Origin of the sequence: Muricoprocola aceti (genome assembly GCF_025567005.1) — a bacterium.
GTDB lineage: Bacteria > Bacillota > Clostridia > Lachnospirales > Lachnospiraceae > Marvinbryantia > Marvinbryantia aceti.
Genome location: NZ_JAOQKE010000036.1, coordinates 1 through 11885, shown reverse-complemented (window position 1 = coordinate 11885; position 11885 = coordinate 1). Strand labels below are relative to the sequence as shown.

At 41.6% G+C, this 11885-nt stretch carries 10 protein-coding genes; 2 read left to right on the top strand and 8 right to left on the bottom strand.

Annotated elements, in window-relative coordinates; genetic code table 11:
- Positions 1-129 precede the first annotated feature (129 nt).
- The 8 genes from OCV47_RS15500 to OCV47_RS15465 all read right to left on the bottom strand — a co-directional run bounded on the left by OCV47_RS15500 (position 130) and on the right by OCV47_RS15465 (position 8231).
- A complete protein-coding gene (locus tag OCV47_RS15500) occupies positions 130-1125 on the bottom strand; it encodes a dihydroxyacetone kinase subunit DhaK (RefSeq protein ID WP_262655925.1) in 996 nt (331 codons plus the stop codon).
- The gene (locus OCV47_RS15495; protein WP_262655924.1) at positions 1106-1921 is read right to left on the bottom strand and encodes a triose-phosphate isomerase family protein; all 816 of its coding nucleotides are present in this window, start codon (positions 1919-1921) and stop codon (positions 1106-1108) included. Before OCV47_RS15495 ends, OCV47_RS15500 begins: the two co-directional genes overlap by 20 nt.
- Positions 1911-2942 carry an ABC transporter permease gene (locus OCV47_RS15490; protein ID WP_262655923.1) on the bottom strand — a complete coding sequence of 344 codons (1032 nt, stop codon included), beginning with the start codon at positions 2940-2942 and terminating at the stop codon, positions 1911-1913. Before OCV47_RS15490 ends, OCV47_RS15495 begins: the two co-directional genes overlap by 11 nt.
- A 17-nt stretch (positions 2943-2959) precedes the next feature.
- Positions 2960-3967: an ABC transporter permease gene (locus OCV47_RS15485; protein ID WP_117449974.1), complete on the bottom strand. Its 1008-nt coding sequence runs from the start codon at positions 3965-3967 to the stop codon at positions 2960-2962.
- Positions 3964-5499: a sugar ABC transporter ATP-binding protein gene (locus OCV47_RS15480; RefSeq protein ID WP_117449975.1), complete on the bottom strand. Its 1536-nt coding sequence runs from the start codon at positions 5497-5499 to the stop codon at positions 3964-3966. Before OCV47_RS15480 ends, OCV47_RS15485 begins: the two co-directional genes overlap by 4 nt.
- Before the next feature lie 78 nt (positions 5500-5577).
- The gene (locus OCV47_RS15475; RefSeq protein ID WP_262655922.1) at positions 5578-6576 is read right to left on the bottom strand and encodes an autoinducer 2 ABC transporter substrate-binding protein; all 999 of its coding nucleotides are present in this window, start codon (positions 6574-6576) and stop codon (positions 5578-5580) included.
- Positions 6577-6633: 57 nt separating this feature from the next.
- Positions 6634-7197 carry an SIS domain-containing protein gene (locus OCV47_RS15470; RefSeq protein ID WP_117449977.1) on the bottom strand — a complete coding sequence of 188 codons (564 nt, stop codon included), beginning with the start codon at positions 7195-7197 and terminating at the stop codon, positions 6634-6636.
- 17 nt (positions 7198-7214) lie between these two features.
- Positions 7215-8231 (bottom strand): substrate-binding domain-containing protein, encoded by a 1017-nt coding sequence (locus tag OCV47_RS15465; protein ID WP_117449978.1) that lies wholly within the window; start codon positions 8229-8231, stop codon positions 7215-7217.
- Between the two features lie 211 nt (positions 8232-8442).
- Here OCV47_RS15465 and OCV47_RS15460 point away from each other — a divergent pair, with 211 nt between their 5' ends.
- A complete protein-coding gene (locus OCV47_RS15460; protein ID WP_262655920.1) occupies positions 8443-10221 on the top strand; it encodes a sensor histidine kinase in 1779 nt (592 codons plus the stop codon).
- A complete protein-coding gene (locus OCV47_RS15455; RefSeq protein WP_262655919.1) occupies positions 10199-11707 on the top strand; it encodes a response regulator transcription factor in 1509 nt (502 codons plus the stop codon). Before OCV47_RS15460 ends, OCV47_RS15455 begins: the two co-directional genes overlap by 23 nt.
- The last annotated feature ends 178 nt before the right edge of the window (positions 11708-11885 follow it).

The following is an 11885-nucleotide window of genomic DNA, read 5'->3' as shown; positions in this document are numbered from 1 at the left end:
ATGGTCTCCGTCACCGATCAGGCCATCGATATCACCCAGATACTGTTTATTTTCATGAATAGCCTGTACCATATTCAGCAGAATCGGACGACCTTTTGCGTTCTTTACTATCATTTTTCTGCGCTCCTTTTATCTCTCATGAAATCCCATCGTATACGCTGGCATATCCAGCATTTTCTTTAATTCGTCGTCCAATTTTGTTATGGTAAGGGATGCTCCCATCATATCCATCGAGGTAAGGTAATTTCCTACATATGATTTATAAATATGTATTTTTTTTGCATCAAGTATCTTTGCCACCTCATTATATAATACATACTGCTCATTCAACGGTGTTGCTCCCATACCATTAATCAGTACACTTACCTCATCACCTTCTTCAAAAGGATAATCCGGAAGAATAATATCCGTAAGCCGCTTTGCAATTCCGGCTGCACTTTCCAGTTTGCATACTTCCATTCCTGGTTCGCCGTGAGGACCAACCCCCACTTCCATAGTTCCTTCTTTAATTTCAAAATTCGGATGCCCAACTGCCGGCAGTGTACAAGGTGTCAATCCAACCCCTGCACTTCTGGAATGATCTACTGCTTTTTGTGCCACACGAATCACTTCATCCAAATCTGCGCCTGTAGACGCCATAGCTCCACCACATTTATACATAATGATTTCACCTGCAATTCCACGTCTCTTTTCGCGCTCTGCAAGTGGTGCGCTTGCTACATCATCATTACAGCATACTGTTTTTACCGTCAGACCCATTTTTTTTGCCATCTTGACAGCCATTTTTACATTCATGTTATCACCGGAATAATTACCATACAGACACGCAACACCTTTTCCGCCATCTGCAGCTGAGAATGCATCAAGAAAAGCTTTTGCTGTAGGTGACGAGCAGATCTCTCCGACCGCCACTGCATCACACATTCCTTCTCCACAGAAACCGATAAATGCAGGTTTATGTCCGGAACCGCCTCCCGTCACCACTCCAACTCGTCCTTTTGTGGACGTTTTTGCACGAATTGCTCTTGGATTATCCGTCGGCTCCACAATATCTTCATGCACTCGCATAAAACCTTCCAGCATTTCATCTGTAATATTATCAGGATTATTCAATATTCTCTGCATCGCTTTTTCCTCTTTTCTGTTCAAATATCACTTTGCGAATGATTCTGTTGAATCCTTCTGCATCCCACGCATTTCTTCCGATTCCAAGTCCATCTATCTGCTGCTGCTCTATGAGTGGCAGAGCATTTTCTTTATCCACACTTCCACCATAAATAATCGGTATGCTATCCGCCCTGTCCTGGCCATATAATTCTGCCAGGCAGTTCCGTATGATCTCATGACTTTTTTCTGCATACTGAGGTGAAACTACGGCTCCCGATACCCCAATTGCCCATACCGGTTCATATAAAATCCGGAGCAGATGTAATTTCTCTGTTGATACCCCCTGGAGACATTTCTTTAACTGAATTTTTAATACTTCTTCTGTAATCCCCTGCTGCTTTTGCTGCTCTGTTTCCCCTATACACAGATAGACACAAATATCCTGTTCTGTTGCCAGCAACACCTTCTTTCTGATTTCTTCATTACTCTCATTCATCTTGCAGCGCCGGTCCGAATGTCCTGCCATCACACAGTCGACTTCCAGTTCTTTTAACATTTCTATTGAGATTTCCCCGGTATAACCGATTTCACGTCCCCCACATACATTTTGGGCTCCCAAAAGAATGCCTCTTCTTTTCTCACTGCTTTTTACAGCATACAACGCTGCATATGGAAGCATAACTGCAATCTCCACCTGCATACCGCCAAGATCTGCGACTTTCTGATTCAATTCTTCAAAATACTGAATACTTTCTTTTATTCCTTTTGACATCTTTGTATTTGTCACAAAAAACAAACGCTTATTATTTTGCATTCTCCAGCCTCTTTGCATTCATTTCGCGAATCTTTGCGTTTCTGCTGATCTTTGCCTGCATCATATTGATCAACATAATAACCAGAAGCATCATTCCCCAGATCAGTTTCTTCGAATACGGTGAAAACTGCCATAATGTAAATGCTGTCTGCATTAACTGCATACAGAATGTTGCAATAAAGACACCGTACAGTCTTCCTTTTCCACCTGAAGGACTGATTCCGCCGAGAACCGATATCATAATAACCTGCAGCTGATAACTGTCACCGTATCCGCATCTGGCGGAGTTTGCTCTTGCCATGATCATTAAAGATGCAATACCCGCCATCAGACCGGATATGGTATATATTCTCATAATTACTCTTTCATTATCAATGCCGGCGAATCTGGATGCTGTATGATTTTCTCCGATATAGTGAATCTCATGACCTAATTTTGTTCGATCCAGTGCCAGAATCAGAACAATAAATACGACGACAGCTGTGATAAATACGATTGGGATACCGGCAACAGAACCAGATCCGAATTTCAAAAACGATTCCGGATAACCTCCAATACTGTTGCCACCTGTGATTCCCATTGCAAGTCCGGAAAACAGTGTCATTGTAGACAACGTGGTCACAATTGGGGATACCGAAAACTTAGATATGATAAGTCCATTCATCAGACCACACAAACTGCTGACGATCACCGTCACAATTATTGCAACCAGAATCGTTACCACATTTCCCGCCTTCTGAATGTCGAAAAATTTTCCTGTCAGAACCATTGCCGCCAGAAGACTGGATAAATTGGCATTTGCCACAATGGACAGGTCAATACCTCCCTGAAGCATACACAGCGCCATTCCAAAAGCAAGTACCGCTACTTCTGAAAGCTGAAACGCCATGCTGGAAAGAGTCTGTCCGTTAAACATACTGGTTCCAAAACTGGCAAGCATGATTACGCAGATTCCCAGGAAAAAGATAAACAAAATGGCCATTGATATATCCCTGTTGAGATACTCCTTTAACTTCTTCATATTTTCTTCCTCCTGTGCTATTCTGTGTAAATAAAGTTTTTTCGATTCTGTACTCTGTTCTGATAAGATGTGGACATAATACTGATCAGCAAGACAATTCCCATGAAAAAGTCCTGCCATGCAGCAGACAGTCCCAGATAAACCAGGGTCTGATTAAACAGAAAATATAGGATCACTCCCAACAATGTTCCAAATATTTTTCCGTAACCTCCACTCGGCTTCGCACCGCCAATTACCACGCAGGCAATCACGGACATTTCCGTTCCGACCAGAGATACCGGATTGACAGAATTCGTACCGGCAATATAGATGATTCCCATGATTCCTCCCAGAAATCCTGCATAACCGTAAATAAACAGTCTCAGCAAAGTCACATTAAAACCTGCTCTTCTTGCCGCCTCATTATTACATCCCAACGCAAAAATACCTTTTCCGATCAATGTTTTATGTAAAATAATGTAGGTAAGCAGTACACATAATACTACCGGTATAATAAATACCGATAATCCGATTTTGCCGCCATACTGGTTTACTGTGGTAAATACCTTGGCTGAACTCAATGCACGGAATTGTTCCGGAAGATCACTGGCTCCGACATTCTTGGTTCCGATCAGAATCGTCATAACTCCAAAGAATACACTTGCAGTTGCCAGAGTGATAATAAACGGTTCCAGTTTCAGAATATTAATCAATACCGCGTTGATCAGTCCCAGAAGAATACCGATTGCAATTGAAATCAAAAATGCCAGAAACAGACTTTTTATATTACACCACATGCAAATTCTTAAGGAGGCATATCCCCCGAATATTGCAACTGCCGGAAAGGATACATCAATTCCGCCTGAAATCATAACCACCAGAACTCCCATTGCAAGTATGGTCGTTCCTGCAGCAGATCTGACCATATTAAATAATGTAGTCAGACTTAAAAATGCCGGATTTCTCATTGCAACAATGATGCAGTACACAACAATAATTGCAATCAGAAAGCGCTGTGTTTTGTCAATTTTTTTTAATCCTTTCATGATTGCGCCTCCTTACCTGCTTTTTTTCCGGATTCTACCAGCGCATTAATCTGCTCTCTGATATCCGGAGCCTGCATTTCTTCTTCAGAATATTCTTTCACTACTTCACCGTCAAACATAACCACCACTCTGTTACAGTTGCTGACGATTTCTTCCACTTCATCCGAAATAATAATGACACCAATTCCGGCCTCGGCAAATTTCTGAATATATTCATAAATTTCTGATTTGGATCCAATATCAATACCAACGGTCGGTGTATCCAGAATAAATAATTTCGGATGAGAAGCTGCCCATCTGGCAATCAGCGCTTTTTGCTGATTTCCACCGGATAATGTATTGATCAGTGTTTCTTCGTTATATACCTTTATACGAAACTGCTCTATCGCATCTTTCGCTAATTTGCGTGATTTATTTTGATCTATATTTCCTAAGAATCCTGTTAATCTTTTCAGAATTGCTGCTGCTACATTTTCATTGATACTCTTCTGCAGAAACAGTCCCTGTATTGCACGTTCTTCCGGAACCAGTCCGATTCCAAGATCAATTGCATCCTGCGGACAGGAAATCTTCACCGGTTTTCCTTCCATACAAATCTCTCCGCTGTCCGGTTTATTTAAGCCAAAGATTGAAAGTGCCAATTCTGTACGTCCTGCTCCAAGAAGACCTGTCAGCCCTAAAATATCTCCCTTTCTCACATCCAGACTTACATTCTTATAATTTCCTGCCTTACTGAGATTTTTTACTTCCAGCAATTTAGTATGATCTTCCTGTTTTCTCTCATATTGCTGATATGCTACTTCTCTTCCCGTCATATAAAATGCAAGTTTTTGTGCATCCATATCCGCTGCCGCGAAATCACCTATTTTTTGTCCGTCTCGGATTACTGTAATACTGTCTGCAATTCTCATAACTTCATCCAGTTTGTGACTGATAAATACTACCGCTATATTTCTCTTCTTTAATCCCATGACAATATCAAGCAGACTGTCTACTTCATTTTTCGTTAATGCCGTCGTAGGTTCGTCCATAAACAGAAGCTTTGCATCCAGTGCCAGTGCTCTGCAGATTGCAATCAACTGACGGTTTGCAATCGATAATTCCTGAATACTTGCGTCCAGCGGGATATCTACTCCAATCAGTTTCAATGCATCTTCTGCGATTTTACGGATCTCTTTTTTATTTGTCAGCGGTTTTCCTTCCTTGATGAGTTTGTTTATTGCGATATTATCTGCAACAGACATTTCCTGAAACAGGGACAAGTCCTGGAAAATAACCTGAATTCCTTCATCAATGGCCTGTTTTGCAGAATGTTTCGTACAATCTTTCCCATTTATCCGGATGGTTCCTGATGTACACTCTTCTACCCCTGCAATAATTTTTACAAATGTGGATTTTCCACATCCGTTTTCCCCTGCGAGACATTTAATCTCTCCCTCTTTAATGGTAATGCTCACATCATTCAGTGCCTGTACGCCTACATAACTTTTACAGATATGCTCTGCCTCTACTATATTCTTTGCATTTATCATCGAACATTGCCTCCATTTATTTTTAAAAGAAGTGCGGGCCTGTTACCCGCCCGCACACCTTATTCATCGAAATACGATTTAGAATGGATAGTCATCTACATTATCAGCATCGAATACTAATGGTGCATTTCCGATTACCAGATTTCCATCGACTGTAACTGTTTCATATCCTTCTTTTGTGAATGAAGATTCACTTGTAATTTCTTCACCTTTTAAGATATTATAAGCAATCTCACATGCTGTATAACCTGCGTCTGCCGGTCTCCAGCAAAGACCTCTGTACTGTGTTCCGTCTTTGATATAAGCTCCGCCCTGTGATGGTGTAGCAAGACCAACCAGTTTAATATCTGTACGTCCCTGTTCTTCCAGTGCAAGTGCCATACCATTGGAAGATGCCGCACAGTCTACCAGACCTTTCAGATCCGGATATGCTGCGATCGCCTGAACTGCCAGATCATAAGCTGTCTGTTCGTTATTGTCATCTTCTCCAGGAATTCCGTCCGGGTTAACCAGTTCCATATCCGGATAGTTTTCTTTCAGGTAATCAACCATAGAATTGAACCACTGCATATGAGTTGTCATTCCAAGTCCGCCAACCGCTGCATAATACTGACCTTCTCCACCCATTGCTTCTGCCAGATACTGACCGTATAATGTTCCGAAATAATCGTTATCGAATGCTTCCAGGTCATAATCTACATAATCCAGTATATCGGACGCTTCATGTGTAACAACAACAATGCCCTTATCTCTTGCTTTCTGAAGTGTCTCAGCTACTGCCTGCGCATCTACAGGTACACAGCAAATTGCATCTACACCCTGGGCAATCAGGTCTTCCAGCATAGCATTCTGTTTTGCTGCGTCAGAACCTTCCGGGTTAATTTCGTATGAATATACATCCTCGTGATCAGCATTGAATTCATCTACACCGGTACGCATATCATCAAACCATGCAATACCTTCTGTCTTTGCGCAAAGTGCAATTGTGTATTCTGCATCTTTGTCTGCTGCCGCCGCCGGAACTGCCATAGACACTGCCATCGCTGCTGCAAGTATTAACGCCATTCTCTTTTTCATTTTTGTAATCCTCCCAAGATTATATATTTATATAAACACCCCCACGTGTCTATATCGTTACTCTACATTCCGGTGACGCATGGACATTTTTTCAAATGTCAGATCCGGAATTTCATCTACGAGTGTCATAACAATCACATCAAATACCATTAACAGACACTGTTCAAATAGATTTCCCATTGGCTGAAAGGAAGGTACCACAGGATCTGTCCCTCTGTACACACAGGCCGGGATAAAGAATACCTGATCTGCTACTTCTTTCGCTGTTTTTCCACTTGGAGAACCGGTTACCACACAAATGTATGCTCCTGCTTCTTTTGCTCTTCTGCAGACATAATCAATATGTCCTATGCTTCCATCCCCCAGCGTTGCAATCAGAAGATCACCTTTACCGATATGCGGTGTTGTATCATCCCAGATCCAGTGCACTTCTTTTCCCATATGCATCAGTCTCATTGCAAAGGCTCTGGTCATCATTCCTTCACGTCCGACTCCAATGCAGAAAATTCTGTCATGTTTCTTTATGAGCTCTATAAACTCTCTCATGCTATTCTGATCCAGTGTTTCAAAAACCTGCCGGTATTCTTTCAGCATGGTTTCGTATTTTTCTTTATAATCCATTGTGTTTACCCCCTTTATCAGAACATATAATCCTCTATATTCTCCGCAGTATATTCCAACGGCGCACTTCCATAAGCAATTCCATCTTTGACTCGAACAGATTCATATCCTGTGGCCTTCAGATCAGTTCCATTTTCCACTGTCTGTCCCGATGCCAGCAAATAAGCCGCATAACACACTGCATATCCCGCATCTGCCGGTCTCCATGCAAGAATACTGATCAGTGAACCGTTTCCCAGAAAATCTGTTACCTGGGACGGTACTGCCAGAGAAACAACTTTCACTTTATCTGACAGTTTTTTCTCCGAAAGCGCATTGCACACGCCGGCGCCATATGCGGAACATTCGATGATTCCCCCCAATTGCGGATAATTGTCTACCAGATATTTCGTAGCTTCATAGGCACCTTCCAGAGAATTCCCATCCTCCTGAGGTTCCTGTGTCAGGCACATCATATCCGGATAGTTGTCTTCAATATAACTGACTGCTGCCTGATACCATTCCAAATGAGTGTCCATATTTCTGCTTCCCACCATCCCGGCATAGTATCCTTTACCGTCCATGGCCTCTGCAATATTTTTTCCAAATAATTCTCCGAATGTCTTATTCACAAATGCTTCTACATCCAGATCCACCTTATCTGCAATACTCGGTGCTTCATGTGTCACTACCACAATCCCCATATCCCGTGCTTCCTGTATCACGTCCACCAGTTCCTCCGGATCATTTGGTACAATACAGATGGCATTCACACCCTGTTCCATCAGACTTTCCACGATCCTGACCTGTCCTTTTGCATCATTCGTCTCAGGATACTGCATGGAAACATTCAATCCGATATCTTTTTTCAATTGCTCCACACCGGTTTCCATATCTTCAAACCATGGATCACTCTGTTTTGCAATCATTACAATCTGATAACCTGCAGGATCTGCCGTTGCCAGAACGCTGCTTTCCTGCATGATCATACAGGCACCGCATATCAACCCCGCTGCTGCAAGCTTTTTCCATAATGGTTTCTGTCTTTTTTTCATTTTGACCTCTTCTCCATCTGTAGTCTGACCTGCGATTTTCCTGCTTTCATTAATTTATCTGACACAATTTATTATAGTTCCGGGCACTTTGATTGAACATAAAAAAAACCGACCTCTGATTTTAAAAAACCGATTTTTTCTATTTATTTTTCATTTTTTGCCTGTTTTCGTGTTACACTGAGAAAAAGCCCAGGCAAAAGGAACTACTGACATGAAAGAAAAAATGTTATCGCACATCAGAAATTTTTCGTTGCATTCTAAAATTACTCTGATTGTATCTCTGGCCGTGATACTACTCACAACCATGTCCATCGGCGGCATTACCATGACCATTAATTCCGGAAATGCCCTGATTTACAAGGCACTTGCCGGTTCACTGAATTATACTTCTTCTGATATTTCTTCAAAACTGTCTAATATTGAATCTATGACAAATATGATTGTAACCAATAGTAACATCCGGCAGAATCTGATTATTCTGAAGGATGAAGATTACGAAATTAAAAAGAAAAATGCCAGGAGTAATCTGGAGCGTCTCCTGACCGATTATCAGCAGACTTATAAAAATAACAGTATTGGTTATATCAGCATTTATTCTAATGATATGCATGTTACCAGCTATGAACCGGGATGTTCTTCCACTCCTGCTCATGTGCATACCAGCATCATTGCTGAAACAAAGTCCAACTCCGGTTATCCTGTATGGGATACCTCTTACTGCGGGACACATGGATTGTTCCTCGGCCGGGAATCCAGACAGGTGAAGCATCTTTCTTTTCGGACACTTGGAACCGTCATCGTCAATGTGGACCTGAAAAACCTGATTGCCTCCAGCACACAGTCTATTATTCTGCCCGATAATATTCAGTACATTCTGATGGACGAAAACGATAAAGTTTTTTATTATCCGGATAACTTTACCTTAAAACAGGCTACTGAATTATCCAGAAAACTGGCATCCGACTATCAGGTAATTAACCTTGATCGTACCTCTTATTTTTCAGTACAGGGGGATCTGGGTGCCAATTCCTGGCGTTACATCTGTCTGTTTCCATATAGTACGATGGCCCAAACGATCCACAGAACCGAATTTGCTGTTTTTGTTCTGATTCTTCTTACGCTTGCTCTGATTCTGTTTCTGACCAGAAAACTGGTTGCTCTGACTCTGTCAGATGTCTCCGTGCTTGTGGAAAAGATGAATACCTTTTCTAACAGTGATACGCTTGCCTTTGAAGTCGATCATTCCTATCAGAACCGGACAGACGAAATCGGTATCCTGCATAATCATTTTGATGATATGGTGCGTCAGACTCAGGATCTGATCCGTCAGAATTATGTCAGTGAAATTCTGACAAAAGAGGCTCAGCTCAAAGCCCTGGAGAATCAGATCAACCCGCACTTTCTTTACAACACACTTGAATCTGTTAATTGGCGCGCAAAAGCAATCGGGGAATCCGATATTTCAGCTATGGTAGAAGCGCTTGGCGGTCTTCTGCGTGAAACAATCAGTGTCAAAGATAAAGTTAACTCTCTGAAACACGAACTGCAGACTGTATCTCATTACATGACCATTCAGAAAATCCGTTACGGAGACCGGCTGCAATATTGCGAACATGTTCCAGAGACTCTGTTGGATATTGAACTTCCGCATCTGACGATCCAGCCCCTTGTGGAAAATGCTATCTATTATGCGCTGGAAGAAATCATTGAACCATGCCATATAGAAGTATCCGCACGTCAGGAAAATGATTTTTATATAGTGTCCGTAAAGAACAACGGCTCTCAATTCGAAAACCATGCCCTGGAAAATATGATCAACGGAACTTCTTCCGGTCATGGCTTCGGAGTAGGCATTCTGAACATCCAGAAACGCATTCAAATCATCTACGGTCCCCAGTATGGTCTGGAACTTTGCAATGAAAATGATGATATTGCACTTGTAAATATTTATCTTCCGGGAGGGCATCATGATAAAATTACTCATTGTTGACGACGAAAGAATTATACGCGAAACCATCGCCTCACTGATTGACTGGGATTCTCTCGGCATTTTCCTTATCGGAACTGCGGAAAACGGAATCGAAGCCTATAACAGGATTCTGGATGACTATCCGGATATCGTTCTGACAGATATCAAAATGCCCGGTCTGAGTGGACTGGATCTTATCCAACGCATAAAAGAAATTAACCCTGATACCCAGTTTGTGATTCTTTCCGGGTATGGAGAATTTAAATTCGCACAGCGTGCCATGCAGTACGGTGTGAAACATTACCTGCTGAAACCATGTAACGAAGAACAGATCATTGCCTGCTTAAATTCAGCCAAACAGGACTATCTGAATGCTCTGGCTTCTAAAAATGAACCCGCTCCATCATCTCAGATCATCCAGCCGGTTATTATGAAAAACATTCTGACCTATTATCTTCAGACCCCGACAGAATGGATGCAGGAAAATCCGTCTCCCTATTATCAGTACACCAGTGTAACACAGGAGCCGTATACCCTTTTTTATATCTATTTCATTACACAGGAAACCTTTCTTTCTATCTGTAATGATCTGTATGAAAATATAACTGCACGTTATCCGGATATTCCTTTCCACCTGTTTTATGTGAAGGGAACTATTATCTGTTTTTACCAATCCAATCCTGACATAGCCGCAAGCGTCCTTTTATTTCTGGCAGATTTGAAAACACAGGCCTGCGGTCTGCTCTCTGAATACAAAAAATCAGAATACGATTCTGTCCATTTATTAATGACGGATTTTGTAAAACATATTAAAAATTATGAAGTTATCTATCAGGTAATCGATGATTCCGCTTTACCGATTTATAACTATCATGCTGTGATAAAAGAACTGTATCGTCTGACTGATCTTGCGTTTTCACTGGATCTGGATGCAGCTTTAACAGCTCTGGATGAACTGCTTGCGCTTCTGAACGATATATCTGATCCGGAACTGTTACGCCAGCAAGCTTCTTCTATCATCATTTATGCCATATCCAAACAGACGGAACCGGACATGACAGACGCAATGAAGTATCTGGTTGCTATCAATCAGACGGAACCAAATGATTCTGTCCTCCTGTCTGTCCGCGGGAAACTGACGGAACTGTTTGAGAATTACCATAACTGCAGTTCCTGCGTAAGCCTCAGCCAGAAAATCATCACCTATACGGAACAGAACCTGGAAAAATCCGGTTTATCACTGAAATGGCTTGCGGAAAATTATCTGTTTATGAACGTCGATTACCTAAGTAAACGATTTGCCAAAGAAACAGGAATGAAATTTTCCAAATACCTGACTGATCTGCGTATCCAAAAGGCAAAATATTATATGGAGCAGAGCACCTATAATGTACAGGAAATCGCTGAACTGGTAGGCTGTGGTCAGAATCCACAATATTTCAGCCAGATATTTAAGAAAAATACCGGGCTGTCTCCAAGCCAGTATCTTGCCAGTCTGTTCCATTAAGCACATTCAGAAATATAAAAGCCCCATTCCATCTGGATCATTACTCATACCAGAAAAATGGGGCTTTTTGTTTTTAATTATCTTTCCTGATCATATTTTACAAATGCATCTACCTTGGGCTGTGAACCGCAGCCTTTTACGAATTCATTTGTAAGGAATTCGGTTGTCAGAAATTCTC

Excerpts from the sequence above, each read along its gene's own strand:
- OCV47_RS15490 (WP_262655923.1), bottom strand. The coding sequence starts at position 2,942 with ATGAAGAAGTTAAAGGAGTATCTCAACAGGGATATATCAATGGCCATT.
- OCV47_RS15455 (WP_262655919.1), top strand. The coding sequence starts at position 10,199 with ATGATAAAATTACTCATTGTTGACGACGAAAGAATTATACGCGAAACC.
- OCV47_RS15495 (WP_262655924.1), bottom strand. The coding sequence starts at position 1,921 with ATGCAAAATAATAAGCGTTTGTTTTTTGTGACAAATACAAAGATGTCA.
- OCV47_RS15500 (WP_262655925.1), bottom strand. The coding sequence starts at position 1,125 with ATGCAGAGAATATTGAATAATCCTGATAATATTACAGATGAAATGCTG.
- OCV47_RS15470 (WP_117449977.1), bottom strand. The coding sequence starts at position 7,197 with ATGGATTATAAAGAAAAATACGAAACCATGCTGAAAGAATACCGGCAG.
- OCV47_RS15465 (WP_117449978.1), bottom strand. The coding sequence starts at position 8,231 with ATGAAAAAAAGACAGAAACCATTATGGAAAAAGCTTGCAGCAGCGGGG.
- OCV47_RS15485 (WP_117449974.1), bottom strand. The coding sequence starts at position 3,967 with ATGAAAGGATTAAAAAAAATTGACAAAACACAGCGCTTTCTGATTGCA.
- OCV47_RS15460 (WP_262655920.1), top strand. The coding sequence starts at position 8,443 with ATGAAAGAAAAAATGTTATCGCACATCAGAAATTTTTCGTTGCATTCT.
- OCV47_RS15480 (WP_117449975.1), bottom strand. The coding sequence starts at position 5,499 with ATGATAAATGCAAAGAATATAGTAGAGGCAGAGCATATCTGTAAAAGT.
- OCV47_RS15475 (WP_262655922.1), bottom strand. The coding sequence starts at position 6,576 with ATGAAAAAGAGAATGGCGTTAATACTTGCAGCAGCGATGGCAGTGTCT.